31 protein-coding genes are annotated in these 25,469 nt (G+C 58.1%); 23 read left to right on the top strand and 8 right to left on the bottom strand.

All coding sequences use genetic code 11. The annotated features are described in order from the left end of the window. Nucleotide 1: 1 nt before the first annotated feature. The 5 genes from xseA to prfA form a co-directional block, all read right to left on the bottom strand. On the bottom strand, nt 2-1,234 hold the full coding sequence (gene xseA / locus ACMQ11_RS01885) for an exodeoxyribonuclease VII large subunit (RefSeq protein ID WP_418990969.1): 1,233 nt from the start codon (nt 1,232-1,234) through the stop codon (nt 2-4). A gap of 4 nt (nt 1,235-1,238) precedes the next feature. Continuing rightward, a complete protein-coding gene (menA, locus tag ACMQ11_RS01880; protein ID WP_418990968.1) occupies nt 1,239-2,123 on the bottom strand; it encodes a 1,4-dihydroxy-2-naphthoate octaprenyltransferase in 885 nt (294 codons plus the stop codon). Nucleotides 2,124-2,152: 29 nt separating this feature from the next. After that, complete coding sequence (locus ACMQ11_RS01875) at nt 2,153-2,692, bottom strand: TonB-dependent receptor (protein WP_418990967.1); 540 nt, start codon at nt 2,690-2,692, stop codon at nt 2,153-2,155. Between the two features lie 66 nt (nt 2,693-2,758). Next, a complete protein-coding gene (locus tag ACMQ11_RS01870; protein WP_418990966.1) occupies nt 2,759-3,061 on the bottom strand; it encodes an MGMT family protein in 303 nt (100 codons plus the stop codon). 79 nt (nt 3,062-3,140) lie between these two features. Then, a complete protein-coding gene (prfA, locus tag ACMQ11_RS01865) occupies nt 3,141-4,229 on the bottom strand; it encodes a peptide chain release factor 1 (RefSeq protein WP_418990965.1) in 1,089 nt (362 codons plus the stop codon). A 195-nt stretch (nt 4,230-4,424) separates the two neighbouring features. Between prfA and ACMQ11_RS01860 the strand changes: the two genes are divergently transcribed. Together ACMQ11_RS01860 and ACMQ11_RS01855 are read left to right on the top strand one after the other, a co-directional pair. Further along, nucleotides 4,425-4,916, top strand: coding sequence for a hypothetical protein (locus ACMQ11_RS01860; RefSeq protein WP_418990964.1), 492 nt, complete (start codon nt 4,425-4,427; stop codon nt 4,914-4,916). Next, nucleotides 4,913-7,645, top strand: coding sequence for a hypothetical protein (locus tag ACMQ11_RS01855; RefSeq protein ID WP_418990963.1), 2,733 nt, complete (start codon nt 4,913-4,915; stop codon nt 7,643-7,645). Before ACMQ11_RS01860 ends, ACMQ11_RS01855 begins: the two co-directional genes overlap by 4 nt. Before the next feature lie 2 nt (nt 7,646-7,647). On the opposite strand, the gene ACMQ11_RS01850 is transcribed toward ACMQ11_RS01855, so the two are convergent. The 3 genes from ACMQ11_RS01850 to leuS all read right to left on the bottom strand — a co-directional run bounded on the left by ACMQ11_RS01850 (nt 7,648) and on the right by leuS (nt 12,967). Next, on the bottom strand, nt 7,648-9,168 hold the full coding sequence (locus ACMQ11_RS01850) for a toxin-antitoxin system YwqK family antitoxin (protein ID WP_418990962.1): 1,521 nt from the start codon (nt 9,166-9,168) through the stop codon (nt 7,648-7,650). 29 nt (nt 9,169-9,197) lie between these two features. Next, a complete protein-coding gene (locus tag ACMQ11_RS01845; RefSeq protein ID WP_418990961.1) occupies nt 9,198-10,079 on the bottom strand; it encodes an alpha/beta hydrolase in 882 nt (293 codons plus the stop codon). A gap of 131 nt (nt 10,080-10,210) precedes the next feature. Next, a complete protein-coding gene (leuS, locus tag ACMQ11_RS01840; protein WP_418990960.1) occupies nt 10,211-12,967 on the bottom strand; it encodes a leucine--tRNA ligase in 2,757 nt (918 codons plus the stop codon). A gap of 167 nt (nt 12,968-13,134) precedes the next feature. Here leuS and ACMQ11_RS01835 point away from each other — a divergent pair, with 167 nt between their 5' ends. From ACMQ11_RS01835 to rpsH, 21 genes are all read left to right on the top strand, one after another. Next, a complete protein-coding gene (locus tag ACMQ11_RS01835) occupies nt 13,135-14,127 on the top strand; it encodes a carboxypeptidase-like regulatory domain-containing protein (RefSeq protein ID WP_418990959.1) in 993 nt (330 codons plus the stop codon). Between the two features lie 24 nt (nt 14,128-14,151). Further along, complete coding sequence (locus ACMQ11_RS01830; RefSeq protein WP_418990958.1) at nt 14,152-14,583, top strand: hypothetical protein; 432 nt, start codon at nt 14,152-14,154, stop codon at nt 14,581-14,583. A 295-nt stretch (nt 14,584-14,878) separates the two neighbouring features. Continuing rightward, nucleotides 14,879-15,259, top strand: a complete 381-nt coding sequence (gene rpsL / locus ACMQ11_RS01825; protein ID WP_022061192.1) for a 30S ribosomal protein S12 — start codon at nt 14,879-14,881, stop codon at nt 15,257-15,259. 38 nt (nt 15,260-15,297) lie between these two features. Beyond that, the gene (gene rpsG / locus ACMQ11_RS01820; RefSeq protein WP_418990957.1) at nt 15,298-15,774 is read left to right on the top strand and encodes a 30S ribosomal protein S7; all 477 of its coding nucleotides are present in this window, start codon (nt 15,298-15,300) and stop codon (nt 15,772-15,774) included. Nucleotides 15,775-15,789: 15 nt separating this feature from the next. Further along, complete coding sequence (gene fusA / locus ACMQ11_RS01815) at nt 15,790-17,904, top strand: elongation factor G (protein ID WP_418990956.1); 2,115 nt, start codon at nt 15,790-15,792, stop codon at nt 17,902-17,904. Between the two features lie 9 nt (nt 17,905-17,913). Then, the gene (gene rpsJ, locus ACMQ11_RS01810; RefSeq protein WP_418990955.1) at nt 17,914-18,219 is read left to right on the top strand and encodes a 30S ribosomal protein S10; all 306 of its coding nucleotides are present in this window, start codon (nt 17,914-17,916) and stop codon (nt 18,217-18,219) included. 68 nt (nt 18,220-18,287) lie between these two features. Further along, entirely contained in the window at nt 18,288-18,902 is a 615-nt protein-coding gene (gene rplC, locus ACMQ11_RS01805) for a 50S ribosomal protein L3 (RefSeq protein WP_418990954.1), read from the top strand. A gap of 1 nt (nt 18,903) precedes the next feature. Next, nucleotides 18,904-19,530: a 50S ribosomal protein L4 gene (gene rplD / locus ACMQ11_RS01800; protein ID WP_418990953.1), complete on the top strand. Its 627-nt coding sequence runs from the start codon at nt 18,904-18,906 to the stop codon at nt 19,528-19,530. Nucleotides 19,531-19,547: 17 nt separating this feature from the next. Next, nucleotides 19,548-19,838, top strand: coding sequence for a 50S ribosomal protein L23 (gene rplW / locus ACMQ11_RS01795; RefSeq protein WP_418990952.1), 291 nt, complete (start codon nt 19,548-19,550; stop codon nt 19,836-19,838). A gap of 5 nt (nt 19,839-19,843) precedes the next feature. Further along, complete coding sequence (gene rplB, locus ACMQ11_RS01790) at nt 19,844-20,668, top strand: 50S ribosomal protein L2 (RefSeq protein ID WP_418990951.1); 825 nt, start codon at nt 19,844-19,846, stop codon at nt 20,666-20,668. A 17-nt stretch (nt 20,669-20,685) separates the two neighbouring features. Beyond that, the gene (gene rpsS / locus ACMQ11_RS01785; RefSeq protein WP_418990950.1) at nt 20,686-20,955 is read left to right on the top strand and encodes a 30S ribosomal protein S19; all 270 of its coding nucleotides are present in this window, start codon (nt 20,686-20,688) and stop codon (nt 20,953-20,955) included. 7 nt (nt 20,956-20,962) lie between these two features. Continuing rightward, nucleotides 20,963-21,373, top strand: a complete 411-nt coding sequence (gene rplV / locus ACMQ11_RS01780; RefSeq protein WP_418990949.1) for a 50S ribosomal protein L22 — start codon at nt 20,963-20,965, stop codon at nt 21,371-21,373. Nucleotides 21,374-21,378: 5 nt separating this feature from the next. Next, a complete protein-coding gene (rpsC, locus tag ACMQ11_RS01775; protein ID WP_418990948.1) occupies nt 21,379-22,164 on the top strand; it encodes a 30S ribosomal protein S3 in 786 nt (261 codons plus the stop codon). Between the two features lie 30 nt (nt 22,165-22,194). Continuing rightward, nucleotides 22,195-22,623, top strand: coding sequence for a 50S ribosomal protein L16 (rplP, locus tag ACMQ11_RS01770; RefSeq protein WP_418990947.1), 429 nt, complete (start codon nt 22,195-22,197; stop codon nt 22,621-22,623). 11 nt (nt 22,624-22,634) lie between these two features. Beyond that, entirely contained in the window at nt 22,635-22,826 is a 192-nt protein-coding gene (rpmC, locus tag ACMQ11_RS01765) for a 50S ribosomal protein L29 (protein ID WP_418990946.1), read from the top strand. 11 nt (nt 22,827-22,837) lie between these two features. Next, on the top strand, nt 22,838-23,092 hold the full coding sequence (gene rpsQ / locus ACMQ11_RS01760) for a 30S ribosomal protein S17 (protein WP_418990945.1): 255 nt from the start codon (nt 22,838-22,840) through the stop codon (nt 23,090-23,092). A 2-nt stretch (nt 23,093-23,094) separates the two neighbouring features. Then, nucleotides 23,095-23,460 carry a 50S ribosomal protein L14 gene (rplN, locus tag ACMQ11_RS01755; protein ID WP_418990944.1) on the top strand — a complete coding sequence of 122 codons (366 nt, stop codon included), beginning with the start codon at nt 23,095-23,097 and terminating at the stop codon, nt 23,458-23,460. A gap of 21 nt (nt 23,461-23,481) precedes the next feature. Further along, complete coding sequence (gene rplX / locus ACMQ11_RS01750) at nt 23,482-23,805, top strand: 50S ribosomal protein L24 (protein ID WP_418990943.1); 324 nt, start codon at nt 23,482-23,484, stop codon at nt 23,803-23,805. Then, nucleotides 23,805-24,368, top strand: a complete 564-nt coding sequence (rplE, locus tag ACMQ11_RS01745; RefSeq protein ID WP_418990942.1) for a 50S ribosomal protein L5 — start codon at nt 23,805-23,807, stop codon at nt 24,366-24,368. Before rplX ends, rplE begins: the two co-directional genes overlap by 1 nt. Nucleotides 24,369-24,371: 3 nt before the next feature. Continuing rightward, nucleotides 24,372-24,668: a 30S ribosomal protein S14 gene (gene rpsN / locus ACMQ11_RS01740; RefSeq protein WP_418990941.1), complete on the top strand. Its 297-nt coding sequence runs from the start codon at nt 24,372-24,374 to the stop codon at nt 24,666-24,668. 704 nt (nt 24,669-25,372) lie between these two features. Next, nucleotides 25,373-25,469, top strand: a 97-nt coding sequence (gene rpsH / locus ACMQ11_RS01735; protein WP_418982439.1) for a 30S ribosomal protein S8, incomplete at its 3' end; no start/stop codon positions are given.

Below are 25,469 nucleotides of genomic sequence, written 5' to 3'. Positions count from 1 at the left end.
GTTATTTAGCTTCGACAGGGAACGTGCCGTCCGCAACCTCGACCGTGAGCCGTTGGCCGCGCGCCACGTCGCCGACCGAAGCGACGGCCTTTCCGTCGCGGCGAACCACGGCGAAACCCATGCGCAGAATCTGCCGCGGCGAACGGCTGTCCGCCAGTTCGGCATAATTGTCGAGTCGCTGCCGCTGCTGCCGGATGAAACCGGCGGCGGCGTCCGGCAACTGGCGGCTCAGGTTTTCAAGCGCCGTGCGGCGCCGTTCGACAAGGCTTACGACGCCGAGCCGGAGTTGTCCCGAAAGCTCCTGGAGCCGCAGTTCGCGGCTGCGGGTGAGGGCTACCACGCCGTTTTGCAGCTGGAGGGCGGCGTAGTCGAGCCAGCCGTCGGTCTCCTCCATCCGTTCGACGAGCCAGCCGGCCACGGCGGTCGGGGTCTTGAGTGCGGTGTGGGCCACCAGGTCGGCGACGCTGGTATCCTTGTCGTGGCCGATACCCGTGATGACGGGCAGCGGGAACTGCGCCACGTGGGCCGAGAGGCGGTAGGCGTCGAAGCAGTTCAGGTCGCTGCGCGAACCGCCGCCCCGGATCACGACCACGGCGTCGAACTCCTCCATGCGGTCCGCCACGGCGCACAGCGCCGCGATGATGGACTCCTCGGCTGCGGCGCCCTGCATGAAGGCGTCGAAGAGCGTCAGGCGGAATCGGTAGGGGCTTTTGCCGAGCTCCTTGCAGAAATCCTGATACCCGGCGGCATTGGCGCTCGATACGACGGCGATGCGCTGCACCACGGGGGGCAGCTGCGTTTCGCGGTTCATCTCCCAGACCCCCTCCTGCTGCAACCGCTCGATGGTCAGCTGCCGCTGCCGCTCCATGTCCCCCAGTGTATAGGAGGGGTCGATGTCGGTGATCTGGAGCGAGAAACCGTAGATTTCGTGGTAGTTGACCAGCACTTTGGCCAATATGCGGATGCCGGCCGAGAGCCGCTGTCCGGTAAGGGCTTCGAAATGGCTTGCGATGCGGGGGTAGTTCGTCCGCCAGATGACGGCCCGGGCCTGCGCCGTCGGGACGCCGTCGCGCTCCCCTTTCTCGATGAGTTCCAGGTAGCAGTGGCCCGAGTAGTTGACCTTGATTTCGGAGATTTCGGCACTCACCCACAACGGCAGGGCGAACCGCTCGCCGAGGGTCTCCCGGACCCGGCGTTGCAGTTCGCGCAGCGTGATATGCGTCGATTCGGACATGATTTTAACCCAGCAGGATGCCGACGGTGAACAAGAGACCGAACAGCAGCATGTTGCGTGCCGTTTCCCCGAGGCAGACGTTCAGGGCGTCGCCGTGGTCGATGCGGACCATCCGGCGCCACGTGGCGAAGAAGGCGATCCAGTAGAGAAGCGGCAGCAGGGCGGCCCACACGCGGCCCCAGGCCAGCAAACTGAGGCACAGTGCCACGGCGACGGTGCCCAGCGCCAGATAGCCCCAGCGGCCCACACCCGCGCCCAGGCAGACCACGATGGTGCGCTTGCCGCAGCGGGCATCCTCCTCGCGGTCGCGGAAATTATTGACCATCAGCATGGTGTCGATCACAAGGCCGCAGGCCAGGGCGGCGATGAGTGCTTCCCAGGTCCAGGAGCCCGTCTGGAGGTAGTAGGTGAACAGGACCGGAACCACTCCGAAAAAGAGCACGACGGCCACGTCGCCCAGTCCGTGGTAGGCCAGCGGCCAGGGGCCGGCGGTGTAGAAATAGGCGAAGACCACGCAGGCGAGGCCCACCCAGATCAGCCACAAGCCGCCGAACCAGAGCAGGGCGGACCCTACGGCGCAGGCCGCGACGGTAAAGAGTGCGATGCCCGCTTTCATCGCACGGGGAGTGATGTACCCCTTGGCAAAAGCCCGGTCGGGGCCCAGCCGGTCGGGGCGGTCGGCCCCTTTGAGAAAGTCCCAGAGGTCGTTTACGAGGTTGGCCGTGCACTGCATCAAAAGTGCGAACACAAGGCAGAGCGCCGCTACGGCGGGGCGGAATCCGCCGTCGGTCCACGCCAGTGCCGTGCCGGCGGCTACGGGGATGACCGATGCGCCGAGGCTGTAAGGCCTTACGGCCAGTATCCAGGCGGACAGGGAGTTGGTTTTCACGTTCGGGTCTTGTTTTTTCAGGGTTGTCGTTAGCGGAAGACCAGTTCCACGGGGCGCGGCATCGGCTTGCCCGCGGGGAGCTGGATATGCAGCACCCCCTCGCTCTCGACGGCCTGGCCATTCTTCCGGGCGGGTCGCCAGGCGGGGGCTTCGGCGACGGCTTTCAGCACGCGCCGCTTCAAGCGGTTGTCGGTCGATTCCAGTTCGCTGTCGACGACCGCGCGCCCTTCGGGAGTGACTTTGTAACGCAGGACCACGCGGGCGGCCGGCTCCGACTCGTCCCAGCGCACACGGCTTGCGATGTAGCCGCTGAAGGTGCTGTCGGCCTGGAACCGGGCGGGTTCGTCGTAGCGCAGCGTGATGAGCATCACGCCGTTGGAGGCCTGCTGCCCGTAGCGTGCGATGGTCTCCTCGTCGGCCGGGAGCATCTCGCACTGCTCGATGTCCTCGGGCGGAATATCAGCAATGCGCTCCGTTCGGATGCCGTTGACGATGTACAACGGTTGTCCGGGGGCGGCCCGCAGAAGCGTCGGGAGAAGCAGAAGCAGGTATATGAGGTGTTTTTTCATCACGTAGCGTTTTTGGAAAAGGAACGAATCCCGTGCCGGAGTTATTGCCTTTCGGCGCAGGTGCGGTCACCGCAGCGCCTCCCAGCCGCAGCGGCGCAGGTCCGCCGAGCCGTCGGGACGGAAAGCGACTCCCTCCGATTCGAGCAGCTCCCGCTGGGCCGTCCAGCCGGAGACGGTGCGCCCCGCGCTGCTCACGACCCGGTGGCAGGGAAGCCCTTGCGGGGCTGCCGCCAGGGCGCGCCCCACGCGCCGGGCGTGGTCGGGGAAGCCCATGAGCACGGCCAACTGTTTGTAGCTGACCGCACGGCCCCGGGGAATCTGGGCGACCAGTTCGTACACCGAGACGTCGAAATCCGGGGGAATCTTCATTGCTTTTCCGGTTTTTTGGTTCGGGAGCGCGGACTTCGGTCGAAAGCAGGGTGTGCTGCCATCGCCTTTAAAGGGCCTTTTAAAGGCCCTCGCTCTCCTTGAGCCGCTCGGCGTTCTCGGCCACGATCAGGTGGTTGATGCAATCCTGGATGTCACCGTCCATGAAAGCCGAGAGGTTGTAGATCGTGTAGTTGATCCGGTGGTCGGTGATGCGCCCCTGCGGGTAGTTGTAGGTGCGGATCTTGGCCGAACGGTCGCCCGTCGAGACCATCGTCTTGCGTTTCGAGGCGATCTCGTCGAGGTACTTGGAGTATTCGAGGTTGAAGACGCGCGTGCGGAGTTCTTCGAACGCCTTGTCGAAATTCTTCAACTGCGATTTCTGGTCCTGGCACTGCACGACGATCCCCGTGGGGATGTGCGTGAGGCGGATGGCCGAGTAGGTCGTGTTGACCGACTGGCCGCCGGGGCCCGAGGCGCAGAAGATGTCCTTGCGCACGTCGTTCATCGAGATTTCGACGTCGAACTCCTCGGCTTCGGGCAGCACGGCCACCGAAGCGGCCGAGGTGTGGACGCGCCCCTGCGTCTCGGTCTGGGGGACGCGCTGCACGCGGTGGACGCCCGATTCGTATTTGAGCGTGCCGTAGACGTTCTGGCCCGTTACCTTGAGCACCACCTCCTTGTAGCCGCCCGCGGCGCCGTCCGAGAAAGAGGTGATCTCGTAGCGCCACCCTTTCGACTCGACGTACTTGGTGTACATGCGCAGCAGGTCGCCGGCGAAGATCGCGGCCTCGTCGCCGCCCGTGCCGCCGCGGATTTCGAGGATGGCGTTCTTCGAGTCCTGCGGGTCCTTGGGGATCAGCAGCAGTTTGATCTCCTCCTCCATCCGTTCGATCTGGGGCTCCAGCTCGGCGATCATCTCGCGGGCCATTTCGCGCATCTCCTCGTCGCGGTCGTTGGAAAAGGTGTCCTTGGCTTCCGCGAGGTTGGCCACGGCGGTGCGGTAGCGCTCCGAGGTCTCGATAATCGGCTCCAGCTCCTTGTACTCCTTGTTGAGTTGGATGAACTGCTTGACGTCGGCGATGACCTCGGGGTCGGTGAGCTTCTGCCCGGTCTCCTCGTATTTGAGTTTCAGCCCGTCCAGCCGGCTCAGAATGGTGTTGTCTGCCATAAAAAAATGTGTCTTTGGAAGACAAAGATACTACAAGGCGGGCGCAGAACCAAATTTATTTGTTTTGTCTATCCCGCATGCTGGACGATTTTCCCGTCGGTCGATTTGGATAATTATCGCTATTTTCCTATATTGCATTATCAACGAACGGGAAAGTATCAGTTTCGTGTTTCATTAACCCTTAAATTTTTGTTTATGAAAACCTCGCTTGCCATTTTCACCGCCGTTCTCACGACGCTTTGCAGTGTCTCGACCGCACTTGGGCAAACGCCTCCACCCGCTTCGGGCGATGCCCCGCAACCTGCTATTCCCAATATGCCGCAACTCTATTATTCGGTGACGCGGGATCCGATTGTAGCTCCGTGGATTATTAAGAATCCAAAAAGTATAAGGATAAAAGTGGGTGAAAGCGCATATTTTAGTCTTAATTTCTCAGGGCATCCTATTCCTACAGTGTATTGTACGCATGATAATAGGCCGATTAATTTCAAAGCGGTGCTACCTGATAGTAATATACTGAAATTTGAGTCGTATAGTGATGCCGGAAGCTATGGTTTACTTATTAGGGATGCAACAATCAAGGATTCAGGGTACTATCAATTCAGCGTAGAAAACGAAGGAGGGGTAGCCGTAGCTGTTGCAAGTTTGAATGTAACAAATGGGGATGTAACGAGAAAATTGCCGTGACTTTCTTTCGGTTCAAATACTGTTTTCTCCTCTGTGCACTGGCTCTCTATCTGGACGCCAGCGCGCAGCAGTACTACGGAGATAGGCCTGAATGGGCTGTGAATACAATTTATTCCGGTCGGATCGTCGACTCGCTGACGTGGGAAGCGCTTCCCGCGGCGGTTATCTCCGTGGTTACGATCAATAATTACGGTGATAAGGTCATTCGCAACTATGTGACCGATGAAAAGGGCGATTTCAGTTTCCAGATTTTTGTCGGCGTGCAGCGCCGGATGGAGGTAGCGTCATTGGGCTACAAGCCCCTGACGGTCTATCTGAGTTTGGGGAGGGAGAAAGACGATCTGGGACAGATACTCCTCGCGCAAAGCTCGCAGCCTATCGACGAGGTGGTAGTCAAGGCCCGCATGCAGCTGTACAAGATGAAAGGGGACACGATTCTGTTTTTCCCCAAGGCGGTCAAGACGATGAAAGACGATCCGGCGCTCGAGATTCTGCGCCAGATGCCCGGTGTGGAGGTGGGCAACGACGGCAGCGTCAAGATTCTGGGACAGACAGTCGAGCGGACCTATGTGAATGAGAAACTGCTTTTCGGCTACGACCCTACGGCCGCGCTGCGCGAACTTGAGGCCAGGGAGGTCGCGTCGATCGAAGCCTACGACGAGGTGGACGAGGCGGATGCGGTGGCCCACGGACAGAATGCCCGCAAACGGAAGGTGCTTAATATCGTTACATTCAAAGAGTTTACCCAGTCCTACTCCGCCAAAGCCCGCGGGGAGATGGGGACGGATTTCGCGCAGAATGCGGCGGGTGAGCGTCCGGTGCGCTACCTCGCATCGGGCAATGTGAATTTTTACAGCGAAGCCTTGCAATTTGCCCTCAGCGGCCAGAGCAACAACCTGACCATGGACGAAAACGGTGCAAGTGGCTACTCTCCGGTCCTGACCCGACGCAGTTCCAATGCCCAAGCCGACGTTTCGGGCAGGTCGGGTGACGGGCGGCATCGGTACAAGGCGGGTTACAGCTACGACAGCGGGATCACGCGGATGCGGGAAGCCGAGAGCATCGACTATTTTGCGACCGAGTATTTCACCTCGCAGCATATCGAGAGCGCTAAACGCAACGAATACGAATCGGACTCCCACTCCCTGTCGGGCAGTTACAATTTTACCGGGGAGCGGTTCGGGCTGCAAACCTCGCTGCGTGCGAGGTTGTCCGGCGGCGAAAATTCCGAGCAATGGAGTCAGCGCACGGTCCGAGACGCGGAACTCGCGTCCTCGACCGATGCGACCGACAGGAGCCGCAGAAATTTCCGTTCCCTCGACTGGCAGACATACTCCGACCGGCGTTTCAAAAGCGGAAACTCGGTGTCTGCCTCCATGCGGGTCAATCTGTCGGGCGGAGAGCAGCGGGGAACGCGGCTCGAAGAACGGACGACGGAGGGGGTGCAGACGCCGCTGGGATGGAGTTCCTATATCCCCCGACCCGACCAGAGCGTATCGGCTAATGCCGGGTACAGGCTCGATCTCGGCAAGGCCGGCAACCTCTCGCTCGAATCGGGTGTGCAGTACGACGGAGATACGCAGCGGATGCGCTATACCGATCTTCAGACCGGATTATTGGATGCGGCACGATCGGAGGATGCTTTCGACAAGACCCTTACTTGGAATATCGGCACGAATTATTTGCTCCAAGGTGAGGATTACAGTTTTTTGGCAGAGTTGAAATACCTGCTGGAGAACCGGGTCTACGAGGACTACGAGGCCGGCAGCAGGGACCGTCGGATTTTTCATTTCCCCACCGCCAGCCTCTCCTACCAGTACAACGGCCCGAAAAAAAGGTTTTCGGTCTCTTTCAGCAACAGCCATACGCCGGTACTGGGCCGGGATCTCTCCAGCCGCCTCGACGATTCGAATCCGCTCTACGTGAGGCGGGGAAACCGCTCGCTGGTGCCGACAAAAGAGTACAGGCTCGGTTTCGACAGTGAATTTTTGGGCGGGAAATCTTCCTGGGGGTTCTCCGTCGATGTGCGGGCCGTGTGCGATCCGATTCAGAATCGTCGCGTATTCTTCGCAGAAGAGACCCCGCTTGCGGGGTACGACGACTACCGGATGCCGGCCGGCTCGACGCTCATCACACCCGAAAACGGAGCGGCCCATTTCGAATTCTATTGCTCTGCCAAGTACAAGGTGCCGATCGCGCCCCTGCGGCTGATGCTCGATATGAGGGGCTGGTATCACTTTTCCAATCCGCAGGAGCAGCTCTACGAAAAAACGGGTCGCATGCGAAGCCACATGGTCACCCTGGATACCCGAATAACGACCAATTTCTCCTCGAAATTCCGAATCCGGGTGGAAAATTCCGCGGATTTGCATTTGCTGAACCGATTTGGAACCTCCAGCCGCGAATTCCGCGACGTGCTGAAAGTCGGCGGTGAATGCGATCTGTTCGGGCGTCTGAGTCTGAGGGCCGGTTACACGGGTATCTTCAACGTCAGTTCGGAGACGCTCCCGACCACAGACACCAACCTGCTCAACCTCTCGCTCGGATGCCGCGTGCTGAAAGAGCGCGGGCGCATCGCTTTCAACGCCTACGACGTGTTGAACGATTACGCGCCCATCCGGTTCGCACAAACGCTGGAGGGAGTTTCCACGGAGGTGAAATATGTGGGAGGGAATTACTTTACGTTCTCGTTCGAATACAAGTTCAACAACCGCCGGGCGGCGAATTGAGCCTAATACATCTCCTCCGGCTGCCAGGTCAGCGATTCGGGGTCGATGTCCAGGCGGATGCAGCTCTTCTCCATGCACAACAGGAGCGAACTCTCGCCGAGCCAGTGCAGCCCCCAGACCGCCTCGGGAAGCTCGGGCAGCGTGAACGTGAAGACCTGTTCGAAAAAGCCGCCAACCTCCCCGTCCTCGACGAAGCGGTAGACCTGGATGTCCAGTTCATCCTCGAAACGGCTCGTTCCCACGGCAATAAGCCCCGAGGTGCCGTGCACGGCGAAGAGTTCCTCGCGCAAATCCAGAAAGGAGGTCACCCCGTCGTGGTCGTAGACCACGTGCCAGCAGATGTCGTTCCAGGAGCCCTCGCTCGAAAAGCCGACATGCAGGTGCAGGCGGGGGTCGTAGCCGTGGTACTCGTAGCGGCGGTCCTCTTCGTCCACTGAGAGAAGCCCCTCGCCCGCGCGGTTTCGGATGCACAGGGGGCGGCACTCCTCGCTTTTGTCGAGGTGTTTCGAATCGGCCGAAGCGCTGCGCAGCCGGTCGCCCTCCTGGCGGGAGAGGAGCGTTAAGCGGACGTCCTCGCGCGGCTCGTCCTCGTCGTAATTTCGGACGGCTATCAGCTCGCCGTCCTCGTAGCGCATCCGCGTGCCGATCCGTCCGTCGGGGGCGTACAGTTCGAAGATGCCGTGGGGAACGAGGTAGCCCGTGAATGTGTCGAAGCGCTCCAGCGAGCGGAGCGTACCCTCCTTGTAGTCGCGGAACTCGACGATCATGCGCTGGCCGCAGAGCGTGTCGATGCGCGTGGAGTCGCAGTCCGGTTTGCTTTCCGAATAGATCGTTTCGCCATCCGAGCCGAGGGTTTTGCGTTCGATCAATCCGCGCTGATCTTCCCAGAAAGCGTAGCGTTCGACCAGATAGGGACGGTCGCTCCTACGATGGCTGGCGACCTCGATTTCACCAGTTCCCGGGGCCTCGTGATGCCACGTGGTCTCTTGGCCGTCGAGCACATCGTTGCGGTAGAAGCCCTCCCACACCAGCCGTCCCGCCTCGTCCCACTCCCGGCTCGGCCCTTCGAGCTTTCCGGCCCGGTACTCTTTCGTGCAGCGCAGCTTTCCCTCGGCGTACCACTCCCGGCAGGTTCCCTCCCGCTCGCCGTCCGCCTCGAGCCAGTCGGTCATGAACGAGCCGTATGGCTGGTACTTGTATATATGGCGAGCATTGTCGCTTAGGTGGATTATGCGCAGCAAAAGCTGGTCCGAGGCGGCGGAGTGGTAGCTGACGGTGTCGCTTCGCACGCCATCGCGGTAGCGGGCCAGGGTGTAGCGAGCTGCGAGATCGGTATCCAGGTAGCTGATCTTGCAGAGCCCTTCGAGCGGCTTGCCGTCGTGGAGCCAGATGCGCTGACCGTTGCGGTCGGCGTGGGTGATGCTTCCCTCGTAATACTCTTGCTGGGCCGTGGCCGAAAGGGAACACACGAGCGTGGCGAGCAGAATTGCCGCGCGGAAACAGAGGATCGGTCTGGATTGCATGGTCGTTGGGTGGGTTGGCCCTTGGCCGGTTATTGTTGGGTTGCCGGCAGGGTTTGCAGCCACTCCAGTACGGCCCGCTGCCACTGGGCCTTATACGGGAAATCGTCGCGGAAGCCCCAGCCGTGGCCGCCCGAGGGGTAGATGTGCATCGAGGCGGCGATGCCGTGCTCTTTGAGTGCATCGTAGTAGCGGGTGCTGCTTATGGGCGGCACGCTCCGGTCGTCGTCCGAGAGCAGCAGCAGCGTCGGGGGCGTCCGGCTGTCCACGCGGTTTTCCAGGGAGTAGAATGCGGTTTGCTCGGCCGTGCGGTCGCGGCCCAGCAGGCGGTCGAACGAACCTTTGTGACACCGTCCCTCCTCGCCGGTAATAACCGGATAGAACAGGATGGCAAAAGCCGGCCGGGTGGAACCCATCGTCGAAGCCATTGCCGCGAGGTGCCCGCCTGCGGAGCAGCCCACGATCCCGACCCGGTCGGCCGTGAAACCTGTGGCTCCGGCTTCGAGCCCCATGAGGATGCGCAGGGCCTGCTCGGCGTCCTCGAGCGGCACCTCGGGGTGCCCGTTGGGCATGCGGTATTTCAGCACGGCGGCCGTCGTGCCGTTCGCGGCGAACCAGCGGGCCATTTCATAGCCCTCGTTGTCCATCGAAAGACGCGCGTAGCCCCCTCCCGGGCAGATCACGACGGCCTGGCCCGTGGCGCGGGCCGTATCGGCCGCGAAGAGATAGAGTTCGGCCGAAGAGGTATTGCCGATGCGGTTGGGCCGGGTCTCGGTCTGGGGCGTGGTGATCCCGTTGGAGTGGGGCGCCGTGGCATTGTCCCAGATTTTCAGGGTGGCCGACTGGCCATAATCCTGCGTGAATGCGTGCGCGGTCGTCAACAGGGCGGTGAAAAGGAAGAAGATTCGTTTCATTGCAGCAAGTTTTTAAGCCCCTCCCGAGGGAGGGGTTTGGGGTGGGGTCAGAATTGCAAACGTCGCCATAGGCGGCGAGAATACACCGACCGGAGAGGTAAAACGGTGCAGACCTCGGTCAGGTGGAGAGATCACACGACGATATTTATGATCTTTCCCGGTACGACGATCACCTTTTTCGGCGCCTTGCCGTCGAGCCATTTCTGCGCTTCGGGCTCACAGACGACGGCCTGCTGAATCTCGGCGGGCGTCAGCGAAGTGGCGTACTCTTTTTTGAAGCGGAGTTTCCCGTTGACCGAAACGGGAAACTCGAACGAGTTCTGCACGAGGTATTTCTCATTCGGGACCGGGTAGGCGGCGTCGCAAACGGTGGTCGTGTGTCCAAGGGCCGCCCACAGCTCCTCGGCGATATGCGGAGCGAACGGCGCGAGCAGCACGACCATCGGCTCCAGGATGGCGCGTTTGTGGCACTCGCCCAATTCGTTGAGGCAGATCATGAAAGCCGCTACGGCGGTGTTGAACGAGAAATGCTCGATGTCCTCGGTGACCTTTTTGATCGTCTTGTGCAGTGTGCGAAGCTCCTTTTCGTCGGGCTGTTCGTCGGTGACGAGCAGCCGTCCGTCGCGGTTGTAGAACAGGCGCCAGAAGCGGCGCAGGAATTTGTGCACGCCGTCGATACCGTTCGTGTCCCACGGTTTGGACTGCTCGAGCGGACCGAGGAACATTTCATACATGCGCAGCGTGTCGGCGCCGTAGGTGTCGACGATATAGTCGGGGTTGACCACGTTGTACATCGACTTGGACATCTTCTCGACGGCCCAGCCGCAGATATATTTGCCGTCTTCGAGAATGAACTCCGCGTCGGCGAAATCGGGCATCCAGCGGCGGAACGCATCGAGGTCGAGCACGTCGTTCTTCACGATATTCACGTCGACATGGATCTCCTGCGTTTCGTACTGGTCTTTCAGCCCCAGCGACACGAAGCGGTTGGTGCCCGCGATGCGGTAGACGAAATTCGAACGCCCCTGGATCATGCCCTGATTCACCAACTTGCGGAACGGCTCCGCCTCGGCGACGTACCCCAGGTCGTAGAGAAACATGTTCCAGAAACGCGAGTACATCAGGTGCCCCGTTGCGTGCTCTATGCCGCCCACGTAAAGGTCGACCGAGCGCCAGTAGTCGTTGGCTTCGCGCCCCACGAGCGCCTGGTCGTTGTGCGGGTCCATGTAGCGCAGGTAGTAGGCCGACGAGCCGGCGAATCCGGGCATGGTCGAGCGTTCGTAGGGGTATCCCTCCGGTGTGGCCCAGCCTTCGACGCGGGCCAGCGGCGGTTCGCCCTCGGCTGTGGGGCCGAAATCGGCGATCGGCGGGAGTTCGAGCGGCAGTCGATCCTCCGAGAGCGGGTAGGCCACGTCGTCCTTGTAGTAGATCGGGAACGGTTCGCCCCAGTAGCGCTGGCGCGAGAAGATCGCATCGCGCAGGCGGTAGTTGACCAGCCGGCGACCCAATCCGCGTTGCTCGATCTGGTCGAACATCCGGGCGATTGCCTCCTTTACATCCAATCCGTCGAGGAAATCCGAGTTGATTACTTTGCCCTCCTTGGCATCGTACGAGGCTTGCTCCACATCGCCGCCCGAGACTACCGGGACGATCTCCAAACCGAAATGGCGTGCGAACGCCCAGTCGCGCGAATCGTGTGCCGGAACGGCCATGATGGCCCCCGTTCCGTAGCCCGCGAGCACGTAGTCTGAAATGAAGATCGGAATGGTCTTGCCCGTGAACGGGTTGATGGCGTATGAGCCGGTCGCCACGCCACTTACGCGCCGTGTTTCGGCGATGCGTTCGCGTTCAGAGCGTTTTCCCGCTTCGCGGACATATTCCTCGACGGCGGCCCGGTTTTCGGCGGTGGTCAGTTCGCCGGCCCACTCGTGTTCGGGGGCAATGACCATGAATGTCACCCCGAAGATCGTGTCGGGACGCGTGGTGAAAATTTCGAGTTTGCGGTCGCTGCTAGCGATCTCGAAGAATACTTGGGCACCCACCGAGCGGCCGATCCAGTTGCGCTGGATCTCCTTGAGCGACTCGCTCCAGGCCAACCGGTCCAGTCCGGCGAGCATCCGCTCGGCGTAGGCCGTTACGCGCAGCAGCCACTGCTTCATGCGCTTCTGCTCGACGGGGTAGCCGCCGCGGACCGAAAGTCCGTCTTTCACCTCGTCGTTGGCCAGGACGGTGCCCAGCTTGGGGCACCAGTTGACCTGCGTGTCGGCACGGAATGCCAGGCGGTAGTTCTGGAGCACCTGCTCGCGCGTGGCTTCGTCCCAGGCGTTCCACTCCGCGGCCGTGAAATGCAGCTCCCGGCTGCACGCGGCGTTCAGTCCCTCGTTTCCATATTTGGGGAATGCTTCGACCAGTTCGGAGATGGGCCGTGCCTTTTGCGTGTCGTTGCAGTAGTAGTGGTCGTACATCTTCAGAAACGCCCACTGGGTCCATTTGTAGTAGGCCGGGTCGCAGGTGCGCACCTCGCGGTCCCAGTCGAACGAGAAGCCGATCTTGTCCAGCTGCTCGCGGTAGCGGGCGATGTTGCGCTCGGTGGTCGTGGCCGGATGCTGGCCCGTCTGGATAGCGTACTGTTCGGCCGGCAGACCGAACGCGTCGTAGCCCATCGGATGGAGCACATTGAAGCCCTTGAGCCGTTTGTAGCGCGCGAAGATGTCCGAGGCGATGTAGCCCAGCGGATGCCCCACGTGCAGCCCCGCCCCTGAGGGGTAGGGGAACATGTCCAGCACGTAGAACTTGGGACGCGAGGGGTCTGCCTCGACGCGATAGGTTTTATCTGCTCTCCACCGCTCCTGCCATTTGGACTCGATCTGCTTGAAATTGTACTCCATATCCGGTTTTGTTTGATGACGAATTTCCTGCAAAGGTAAAAAAAATGTACATTTGATGGCCCGGTCTTATTGAAAAAGCTCCGAACGGAATGTTTTGGTTGATTTATTTTGGACTTTTTGGTATTTTATCGTAACTTGCAATCACTTGTAACCTAAAATTTGCGATCATGAAAAAACCATCCAAATTTCAGTTCGGTATTTTGTCTTTTATCTTTTTTTTGTCGGGACTTTTTATTTATTCCTGTTCGAAAGTAGAACCTCAGCAACGAGTTCCGGAAAATAATCCTTTCGAACAAATCGGAAAACTGCATAACGAAGGAGTCGAGTGTGTTTACAAGGAGTTGGAGAAGGGCTCTGAGACTCGTACTGTTAACGCAGAGGATTTGGATCAACAAATCGGTGCCGCTATCCGAGAGTTTCTGAAATCCAAAGATTTGGATGGCGACCATCTGTTTTCGACACGAGCCGACCAGGATGAAAAGTCCCCTCAGGTCGAGTGGTCGGAGGGTGTGAAAAGTTACTTTGAAGAGTTGCGTCGCATATTCCAAAATTCAAGTGTCGACGTGATATTCGACCGGATCGGCAGGCTCAATGACCGAATCGAGGCGGACCGGCAGCTGTCCCGATCCGAAAAGGATGCGCTTTTCTGCTGCACCGCTACGGCTGCCTCCAGTCTCGAATACTGGCTGAGCAACTATGCCAGATGGAAAAGGCTGGTGGCGCAATACGTAGCCGACCCGGTTACGCGGAGCGGCGGCAGGAAGGTCAAGGGCCGGGTCGAGGACACATCGGGCTGGGCGGTAATCGGGGCCAGCGTCGTGCAGCGAGGGACTACCAACGGTACGATAACCGATATGGACGGGCATTTCGAAATCGAGGTCACCTCGTCCGATTCCGAATTGATGATCAGCTATATCGGATACAGGACGGAGCTCATAAAAGTCGGCAGGAACGAAAACGTAAAGGTGGTGCTCAAAGAGGATGCTGAGAGCTTGGACGAGGTAAAGGATGTGGCCCTGAAAGATGCTGCCGGTGCATTGGGCGGCGCTGTCAGCGGGGCGATTACCGGCAGTACTGCCGGCGGTCTCGGCGCCGTGCCGGGTGCGGGCGTCGGGGCGCTGGCGGGCGGCATCGCGGCTTCGGTCGAGGCGCTTTTTTAAATAAACTGAAAACATGGGAACGTTATGGAAAAAAACAATTCTCAGTTGGCTGTTAGCTTATGCGGTTTTGCGTTTTTGGCGCTGGCGCTGTTCGGGATGAACCTGTACGAAAACGGAGGAGCGATCCGATTCAGCGCGCCGTTTGTCGTGGCGCTGCTTTTTCTGATTATCCATTTCTCGGCGGCGATCTGGGGCCGCCGCTTCCTCGATCGGAAAAAGGAGCGGGAAACGGACGTGCGGCGTATCCGGCAGTGGGAAGACTTGTATTATGTGATTTCGCAACACGCTGTACTGTTGCTGCTGGCTTTCGGTATCCACTATGCGATGATCGTCTTTTACGGACATTCGCTGCCGTTGGGGACCGAGGTGGGTATCTATGTGTTAGTGTGGCTCGTGGTGGTGGTTCCGGTGTCTCTCTACCGGCTGCTCAAGCGTGATCCGAATCCGGTGGAGTGATCCTGTTGCAATTCGAACGGATCGGGCGGACGATACCTTGCGGTGTCGTCCGCTTTTTTGCAATCCGCTGACGGCATAAAGGTACGATTTTCATTCGGTTGTATTTTTATACATAAATCCATGTTATATTATCACGAAAACTATAAATAGAAAGAATCTCAAAACGTGCAAATTCCTGAAAAATGGCGGAAAAAGATGCGCATATATATTGTAATTCCGAAAAAATGCGTACCTTTGCAGTCCATTTTGGACAATGGAAATAGAATTTTTAACAACTTAAAGGACAGTTTTAGAAATGCCAACTATTCAACAGTTAGTCAGAAACGGCCGCGTGAAGATGGAGGACAAGTCGAAATCTCCCGCACTGGCCGCGTGTCCCCAGCGCCGAGGCGTATGTACGCGTGTGTACACCACGACCCCCAAGAAGCCGAACTCGGCCATGCGCAAGGTCGCCCGTGTCAGGTTGACCAACGGCAAGGAGGTCAACGCCTACATCCCCGGAGAGGGCCACAACCTGCAGGAGCACTCGATCGTGCTCGTCCGCGGCGGTCGTGTCAAGGACCTGCCCGGTGTACGCTACCACCTGGTGCGCGGCGCACTGGACTCGGCCGGTGTCGACGGTCGCCGTCAGCGTCGTTCGAAATACGGTGCCAAACGCCCCAAGGCAGGCAAGTAATCAACCGAAAATTTTAATCAAGTCATTTTACAATAGCAATGAGAAAAGCTAAGCCAAAAAAGCGAATTCTACTTCCGGATCCCAAGTTCGGAGACGTGGCCGTGACCCGTTTCGTGAACAACCTCATGCTGGATGGTAAGAAGAGTATTGCCTACACGATTTTCTACGACTCGCTGGAGTTGGTGGGCAAGAAGATGAAGGATGCTGATAAATCTCCGCTGGAAATCTGGAAACAGGCTCTGGAGAACATCACGCCCCAAGTCGAAGTGAAATCGAAACGTATCGGAGGCGCGACTTTCCAGGTTCCCATGGAGGTTAGGCCGGAGCGCAAGATTTCTATTTCCATGAAAAACCTTGTCCTCTATTCCCGCAAGCGCGCCGGCAAAACGATGGCAGACCGACTCTCAGCCGAAATAATGGATGCCTACAACCAGCAGGGCGCCGCTTTCAAACGCAAGGAGGAGATGCACCGCATGGCCGAGGCGAACAAGGCATTCGCTCATTTCAGATTCTAATACGCATACCCACAGATGGCAACCAGAGATTTACATTATACTCGCAACATCGGCATCATGGCGCACATCGATGCCGGCAAGACCACCACGTCGGAGCGTATCCTTTTCTACACGGGCAAGACCCACAAGATCGGCGAAACGCACGAGGGTGCTGCCGTCATGGACTGGATGGTGCAGGAGCAGGAGCGCGGCATCACGATCACCTCGGCCGCCACGACCGCATTCTGGAACTACATGGGCAACCAGTACCAGATCAACCTGATCGACACCCCGGGACACGTCGACTTTACCGTCGAGGTGGAGCGCTCGCTGCGCGTGCTGGACGGTGCGATCGCCACGTTCTGCGCCGTGGGCGGCGTCGAGCCGCAGTCGGAGACCGTATGGCGCCAGGCCGACAAATACAACGTCCCCCGCATCGGTTACGTCAACAAGATGGACCGCACGGGCGCCGATTTCCTCTCGGTGTGCGCGCAGATCAAGGAGCATTTCGGCGCTACGGCGCTGCCGGTCGTGCTGCCCATCGGCGCCGAGGACAAGTTCGAGGGACTGGTAGACCTTATATATAATAACGCGATCTACTACTACGACGACAAGACCGTCCGCGACAATTTCGAGCTCAAGGAGATTCCCGAGTCGATGAAAGCCGAGGCCGCCGAGTGGCGCGCCAAGCTCATCGAGGAGGTGGCTTCGACCGACGACGCGCTGATGGAAAAGTTCTTCGAGGACCCCGATTCGATCACCGCCGACGAGTTGCTCGCAGCCATCCGCAAGGCCACGATCTCGATGCAGATCGTGCCGATGCTCTGCGGTTCGTCGTTCCACAACAAGGGCGTGCAGAAGCTGCTCGACTATGTGATGGCTTTCCTGCCCTCCCCCCTCGATCTGCCCCCCGTAACGGGTATGAACCCCAAGACCGAAAAGGAGGAGGTGCGCCACGCTTCGGAGGACGATCCGTTCTGCGGGTTGGCGTTCAAGATCGCTACCGACCCGTTCGTAGGCCGTTTGGCATTCGTGCGCGTCTACTCCGGTAAGCTCGATGCAGGTTCCTACGTGCTGGATACGCGCAGCGGCAAGCGCGAGCGCATCAGCCGCATCTACCAGATGCACGCCAACAAGCAGAACCCGATGGAGACCGTCGGCGCCGGAGACATCTGCGCCGCGGTAGGTTTCAAGGAGATCCGCACGGGCGACACGCTCAGTGCCGAGAATGCACCCATCGTTCTGGAGCAGATGACTTTCCCCGAGCCGGTGATCGGCCTGGCGGTGGAGCCCAAGACGCAGAAAGACCTCGACAAGCTGGGCATCGCCCTGTCGAAACTGGCCGAGGAGGACCCCACCTTTACGGTGCATACCGACGAGGATTCGGGCCAGACCGTCATCAGCGGCATGGGCGAGCTGCACCTCGACATCATCGTCGACCGGCTGCGCCGCGAGTTCGGCGTGGAGATCAACCAGGGTGCTCCCCAGGTCAATTACAAGGAGTCGCTTACCAAGACCGTGCAGCACCGCGAGGTGTTCAAGAAGCAGACCGGCGGCCGCGGTAAGTTCGCCGACATCATCTTCGAGATCGGTCCCGCCGAAGAGGGCAAGATGGGCCTTACGTTCGTCGACGAGGTCAAGGGCGGCAACATTCCCAAGGAGTTCATTCCCTCGGTTCAGAAAGGCTTCGAGTCGGCCATGGCCAACGGCGCCCTGGCCGGATACCAGATGGACTCGATGAAGATCACCCTCAAGGACGGTTCGTTCCACCCCGTCGACTCGGATCAGCTCTCGTTCGAGATCGCTGCCCGCAACGGCTATCGCGCCGCCGCTCCCAAGGCCGGTTCGGTGATTTTGGAGCCGATCATGTCCGTGGAGGTCGTTACCCCCGAGGAGAACATGGGCGACATCATCGGCGACTTGAACAAGCGCCGCGGTCAGATCACCGGCATGGAGTCCAAGGGCACCGCCCGCGTGGTCAAGGCCAAGGTGCCGCTGTCGGAGATGTTCGGCTACGTGACCGTATTGCGTACGATCTCGTCGGGCCGCGCCACCTCGTCGATGGAGTTCTCGCATTTCGAGGAGGTTCCCGCCAACCTGGCCAAGGAGATCATCGAGAAAGCGAGTGGTAAACGTAAGGATATAGAATAAGCAAACAATATGAACCAGAAGATTAGAATCAAGTTAAAGTCATTCGATCACAATCTCGTGGACAAGTCGGCCGAGAAGATTGTGAAGACCGTGAAGAGCACGGGCGCCATCGTGAGCGGCCCGGTGCCCCTCCCCACGCACAAGCAGATTTTTACGGTCAACCGCTCGACGTTCGTCAACAAGAAAGCCCGCGAGCAGTTCCAGCTCTGCACGTTCAAGCGGATCCTGGATATTTACTCCTCGACTCCCAAGACCATCGACGCGCTGATGAAACTCGAGCTCCCCTCGGGCGTCGAGGTCGAGATCAAGGTGTGATGTGAAAGGCGCACAGCCGAATCAAACGACTAAAGATCACTTATTTATAACAAACAATTCGACAACAAATGTCAGGACTTATTGGAAAGAAAATCGGAATGACATCCGTTTACAGTGCCGAGGGTAAGAACATACCATGCACTGTCATTGAGGCTGGTCCGTGCGTTGTTACGCAAATCAAGACCGTGGAGAAGGACTCCTACGAAGCGGTTCAGGTTGCCTATGACGAGAAAAGTGAAAAGCACACCACCAGCAGTTTGTTAGGACACTTCAAGAAAGCCGGCACGACCCCCCGCCGCAAGATGGCGGAATTCAAGGGCATGCCCGAAGTGGCGCTCGGCGACACGCTGACCGTGGAGCTCTTCTCCGAAGAGGACTGGGTCGACGTGACCGGGATTTCGAAAGGCAAAGGCTTCCAGGGCGTTGTGAAGCGTCACGGTTTCGGCGGCGTGGGCGGTCAGACCCACGGTCAGCACAACCGGCAGCGCAAACCCGGTTCGCTGGGCGCATCGTCCTATCCCTCGCGTGTCTTCAAAGGCAAGCGTCTTCCCGGCCAGATGGGCGGAGAGCAGGTGAAAGTGTTGAACCTGCGTGTATTGAAAGTAATTCCCGAGAGCAACCTCCTGTTGGTGAAAGGCTCGATTCCGGGAGCAAAGGGTGCTTATTTAACAATCGAGAAATAGTATGGAATTAGCTGTATTGAACACACAAGGAAAAGAGACGGGTCGCAAGGTAGTCCTTTCGGATGCCGTCTTCTCGATAGAGGCTAATGACCACGCGATCTATCTCGACGTGAAGCAGTACCTCGCCGATCAGCGTCAGGGCACGCACAAATCCAAGCAGCGCAACGAGGTGGCTGGATCGACCCGCAAACTCAAGCGCCAGAAAGGCACCGGCGGTGCACGTGCGGGCAGCATCAAGTCGCCCCTCTTCCCCGGCGGCGGCCGCATCTTCGGTCCCGTGCCGCGCGATTACAGTTTCAAGCTCAACAAGAAGCTCAAGCAGCTGGCCCGCCGCAGCGCTCTTACGTACAAGGCCCAGGCCGGCGCAATCAGCGTCGTGGAGCCCATCTCGATGGACGCTCCCAAAACCAAGACCATCGTGGCTCTGACCGATGCACTGAACGTAGCGGACAAGAAAGTGCTGCTGGTACTGCCCGAAGGAAACGCCAATCTCCAGCTCTCGTGCCGCAACCTCTCCTACGTGCAGCCCGTGCTGGCTCAGAACGTCTGCACGTACGACGTGATGAATGCTTCGGCCATCGTGCTGGTGGAGGGCGCCGAGAACGTATTGAACACTATGTTAGCTTAAAAACGCAGGAAACAACCATGGAAATTATTATTAAGCCGGTTCTGACCGAGAAAATGACGATTCAGGGCGACAAGTTGAATCGCTACGGTTTTATCGTTGACGTGCGGGCTAACAAGCTGCAAATACGCAAGGCCGTAGAGCAGATGTACAACGTCGTCGTAACGGACGTGAATACCATCAACTACATGGGCAAGCTCAAGAGCCGCTACACCAAGGCGGGACTGCTCGAAGGCCGCGCCAACAACTTCAAGAAAGCGATCGTGACCTTGAAGGATGGAGACAAGATCGATTTTTACAGTAATATCTAACGAAGATGGCAGTAAAAAAATTCAAGCCTGTTACCCCAGGTACAAGACATAAGATTATCGGCACGTTCGACGAGATCACCACGAACGTACCGGAAAAGTCGTTGCTGAGCCCCAAAAAGAGTTCGGGCGGACGTAACCATGCCGGCAAGATGACGGTCCGCTATATCGGCGGCGGTCACAAGCAGATGTACCGCATGGTCGATTTCAAGCGTTCGAAAGACGGCATCGCTGCCACTGTAAAGACGATCGAGTACGACCCCAATCGCACGGCCCGCATCGCCCTCGTGGCATACGCCGACGGTGAGAAGCGTTACATCATCGCACCCAACGGACTGAAAGTGGGCCAGACGGTGATGAGCGGCGCAGGTGTTGCTCCCGAGGTCGGTAACACGCTCTTCCTGAGCGAGATTCCGCTCGGAACGGTTGTCCACAACATCGAACTCTACCCGGGCCAGGGCGCCGCGATGGCGCGTTCCGCAGGCTCGTATGCCCAGTTGCTGGCTCGTGAAGGCAAATTCGCCATCATCAAGCTGCCCTCGGGCGAAACTCGTATGGTACTCGTAACTTGCCGCGCGACGGTGGGTGTGGTGTCGAACGTCGACCACAGCCTCGAATCGTCCGGCAAGGCAGGTCGTGAGCGTTGGCTCGGCCGCCGTCCCCGCAACCGCGGCGTGGTGATGAACCCCGTGGATCACCCGATGGGTGGTGGCGAAGGCCGTGCCTCGGGAGGTCATCCCCGTTCGCGCAAGGGTCTGCTGGCGAAGGGTTACAAGACGCGCAACCCCAAGAAGACGACCTCGAAATTTATTATTTCCAAGAAGAAAAAATAATTTAATAAGAGTACATAATGAGCCGTTCATTAAAAAAAGGACCGTTTATCGATCCCAAGCTCGAAGCGAAAGTCGTCGCCCAGGCCGTGGGAAACAAAAAGTCGGTCATCAAGACATGGTCGCGGGCCAGCATGATTTCGCCCGATTTCGTCGGGCAGACGGTGGCTGTCCACAACGGAAACAAGTTCATTCCGGTCTATGTAACTGAGAACATGGTAGGACACAAACTCGGTGAGTTTGCTCCCACGCGCAATTTCCGCGGTCACGCAGGTAACAAGAAAAAATAGGTAGAAAATGGGTGCAAGAAAAGCAATAAAAGCCGAGAAAATCCAGGCTGAAAAGAAGCAGAAAGCAATCGCCGTACTGCGTGATTGCCCGACCTCTCCCCGCAAGATGCGCCTGGTGGCCGACATCATCCGCGGCGTGGAGATCAACAAGGCTCTGGGCATCCTCCGCTTCTCGAAGAAGGAGGCCTCGATCCGCATGGAGAAGCTCCTCAAATCGGCCATCGCCAACTGGGAGGCCAAGAACGAGACGGAGCGTCTGGAAGATGCGACGCTCTGCGTCAAGGAGGTGTTCGTCGACGGCGGCCGCATGCTGAAGCGTATTCAGGCTGCGCCGCAGGGACGTGCCCACCGCATTCGCAAGCGCTCGAACCACGTGACGATCGTAGTTGACAAAATGGTAACCGTAGAAAACAAGTAAGCAAGATGGGACAGAAAGTTAATCCGATAGCAAATCGTCTCGGTATCATCCGCGGTTGGGATTCCAACTGGTTCGGAGGCAAGGATTTCTCCGAAAAACTCGTGGAGGACGCCAAGATTCGCAAGTATCTGAACGTTCGTCTCCAGAAGGCTTCGATCTCGAAGATCATCATCGAGCGCACGCTGAAACTCGTGACGGTTACCATTTCGACGGCCCGCCCGGGCATTATCATCGGCAAGGGCGGCCAGGAGGTCGACAAGCTCAAGGAGGAGTTGAAGAAGCTCACCGGCAAGGAGATTCAGATCAACATCTTCGAGGTGAAGCGTCCCGAGGTGGACGCCGTGATCGTGGGTCAGAACATCGCTCGTCAGCTCGAGGGCCGCGTGTCGTTCCGCCGTGCCGTCAAGATGGCCGTGGCTTCGACCATGCGCATGGGCGCCGAGGGGATCAAGATCCAGGTTTCGGGCCGCGTGGGCGGCGCCGAGATGGCCCGCAGCGAAACCATCAAGGAGGGTCGCATTCCGCTGCATACGTTCCGCGCCGACGTGGATTACTGCCTGACCGAAGCGCTCACCAAGGTGGGTATTCTCGGCGTGAAGGTCTGGATCTGCCAGGGTACGGTATACGGCAAGCGCGACCTGTTCGAAATCGCCGGCGCTTCGGCGCAGTCCGCTTCGGGCGACCGCGGGGATCGCGGCGAGCGTCGCGGTGACCGTCGTGGCGGAGACCGCCGCGGTGGCGACCGTCGCGGCGGACGTCGTGGCGGCGAGCGTCGCAACAACAATCAGTAGTAAGTAGGACCTTTTTAAAGCAGAACAACAATGTTACAGCCGAAAAAGACCAAGTTTAGAAGAATGCAGAAAGGCCGTATGAAAGGTATCGCTCAGAGAGGTAACCAGCTTGCATACGGATCGTTCGCAATCAAGGCACTTGAATCGACCTGGATTACGGGTCGTCAGATAGAGGCGGCCCGTCAGGCCATCACGCGTTACATGAAGCGCGAGGGTCAGCTCTGGATCCGCATCTTCCCCGACAAACCCATCACCAAGAAGCCCGCCGAGGTGCGTATGGGTAAGGGTAAGGGTAATCCCGAGGGATTCGTGGCGCCCGTTACGCCCGGACGCATTCTCTTCGAGGCCGAGGGTGTACCCCTGGCAATCGCGCAGGAAGCACTGCGCCTGGGTGCCCAGAAACTGCCCATCACCACCAAGTTTATCGTAAGACGTGACTACGTCGAAACCTCAATTTAAGGGACCACAAGATGAAAAGTGCAGAAATCAAGGATATTTCGATCAAGGACCTCCAGGAGCGCATCGAGACCGAGAAAGCGCAGCTTTCGAAACTGAAGGTGCAGCACGCGGTGTCCCCCGTCGAAAACCCGTCGATCATTAAGAAGAACCGCAGAGACATCGCTCGCATGCTGACAATTCTGCGTCAAAAAAACGCTAAATAACTGGACACGCTATGGAAAGAAATCTTAGAAAAGAGCGTATTGGGGTGGTTGTCAGCAACAAAATGGAGAAAACCATTGTGGTTGCGGTAGCACGCAAGGTCAAGCACCCCATCTACGGCAAGTTCGTCAACAAGACCACCAAGTTCGTTGCCGAGTGCCTCGACGAGACCTGCAAGGAGGGCGATACGGTCCGCATCATGGAGACCCGTCCGCTGAGCAAGACGAAGCGTTGGAGATTAGTACAAATCACTGAAAGAGCGAAATAATCATGATACAACAGGAAAGTAGACTCATAGTAGCTGACAACAGCGGTGCTAAGGAGGTGCTCTGCATCCGCGTGCTCGGCGGTACGAAGCGTCGCTACGCCTCGATCGGCGACAAGATCGTTGTGACGGTCAAGAGCGCCACTCCCTCGGGCGACGTCAAGAAAGGTTCCGTTTCGAAAGCGGTCGTCGTACGTACGACCAAGGAAATCCGGCGTGCCAACGGTTCGTACATTCGTTTCGACGACAACGCCGTGGTGCTGCTCAACAACCAGGGTGAAATGCGCGGTACTCGTATATTCGGCCCCGTAGCACGCGAGCTGCGCGACCAGTATATGAAGATTATCTCCCTCGCACCCGAAGTATTGTAATCATAAAAAACTATTTCGGATATGTCAGTGAAATTACATATTAAGAAAGGGGATACGGTTCAGGTCATGGCCGGCGACAACAAAGGCAAGCAGGGCAAAGTCCTCAAGGTCGAGGTGTCGAAGCAGCGTGCCATCGTCGAGGGCGTGAACCTCTGCAAGAAAGCTACCAAGCCCAACGCGCAGAACCCCCAGGGCGGAATCGTCGAGAAAGAAGCGCCGATCCACGTCTCGAATCTGCAAGTCTTGGACCCCAAGAGCGGGAAACCCACCAAGGTCGGTCGCAAGGCGGATGCAAAAGGTAAATTAGTTCGTTACGCTAAAAAGTCAGGGGAGGAGATCAAATAATGGCATACGTACCCACACTCAAGACACAATATAAGGAGCAGATCAAGCCTGCCCTTATGAAAGAGTTCGGTTATTCGAGCATCATGGAGTGCCCGCGCCTGGAGAAGATCGTCATCAACCAGGGCATGGGCCAGGCGGTCGCCGACAAGAAACTCATCGATGTGGCCGAAGCCGAGCTGACGCAGATCACGGGTCAGAAAGCCGTGCAGACACGCTCGCGCAAGGACATTTCGAATTTCAAGCTGCGCAAGGGCATGCCCATCGGCGTGCGCGTGACGCTGCGCGACACGAAGATGTACGAGTTCCTGGAGCGCCTGATCGCCGTGGCGCTGCCCCGAATCCGCGATTTCAAGGGTATCAACGAGAAATTCGACGGCCAGGGCAACTACACCCTGGGCATCACCGAGCAGATCATCTTCCCGGAGATCGACATCGACAAGATCACCAAGATCTTCGGCATGGAGATCACGTTCGTGACCACGGCCAAGACCGACGAAGAGGCTTATGCCCTGCTGCGCGAATTCGGCCTCCCTTTCAAAAACGCTAAAAAGAACAACAACTAAGCTATGGCTAAAGAATCGATGAAAGCACGCGAGGTGAAGCGTGAGAAGCTCGCAAAGCGTTATGCGCACAAGCGTGAGGAGATCGCTGCCAAGGTGAAGAGCGGTGAGATGGACCACGAGGAGTCCTGGCAGGCGCTTTCGAAGCTGCCCCGCAACTCGAACCCCATCCGCCAGCACAACCGCTGCAAGATCACGGGGCGTCCCAAGGGGTACATCCGCCTGTTCGGCATCAGCCGTATCCAGTTCCGCGAGATGGCTTCGAAGGGGTTGATCCCGGGCGTGACGAAGGCAAGTTGGTAGTTTCAGTCCGGGGCCGTTCGGCCCCGGACTGAAACCAATTAAAAAATTAAGAATGAAAAATTGAAAATTGTTTTTCAGTCTTGATTTTTGAAAGGTCTCTGTTTTGAGGGTGCAAGCCCGCGGGTGATTGAATGGGGAAAGGAATTTTAATTTTTCATTTTTAATTGCTCTGAGAAGCAGAGTCCGATACGGGTGCCGAACCCGTGTAGAGACGTCGCAATGTCGAGGAAAGTGCCGCCGCAAGCGGTAACTTCTCGGCGGTGGGACGCACTCGAAAGGTTCGCATCGGGTTACAGATTTCCCGGGCCGGTGGCCGGCGAGAAAGGAGCGGCGAGTGTCTCGGAGAGAGGACGCGCCGCGGCTTTCGAAGCCGGAACAGAACAGGTCGCCCTGCGGAAATTATGTGCGGATACATGTTAGCAATTCGGATGCTAACATGGTCTGTTTTCCCAAAGGGGTGTCTGAAATGCTAAAAATCAGGCCCTAAATTGTTTGTTTGGGAAATAATGCGTATATTTGCGCGCTTTATACCCGGGGCTGAAAGGGGAGCGGATGAACCGCAAGGGTTCGTCGGCAGACTCAAAAATCGGTCCCAGGCCGGGCAAAAAGAGAACCGCTCCGAAGCCGTATACGTGTCGTCGATGCGGTAGAAAGCTGAGGAACAACACATTAACTTAATTCATTAATTTTAACTTCTATTCGTTATGACTGATCCTATTGCGGACTTTCTGACCAGAATTAGAAACGCAGTGAAAGCCAACCACAAGGTGGTTGAAGCTCCTGGCTCCAAAATTAAGCAGG

The organism is Alistipes sp. (genome assembly GCF_048465575.1).
In the GTDB taxonomy this organism is placed as follows: domain Bacteria; phylum Bacteroidota; class Bacteroidia; order Bacteroidales; family Rikenellaceae; genus Alistipes.
The sequence above is the reverse complement of the archived record's forward strand: the minus strand, read 5'-3'. Positions and strand labels throughout refer to the sequence as shown.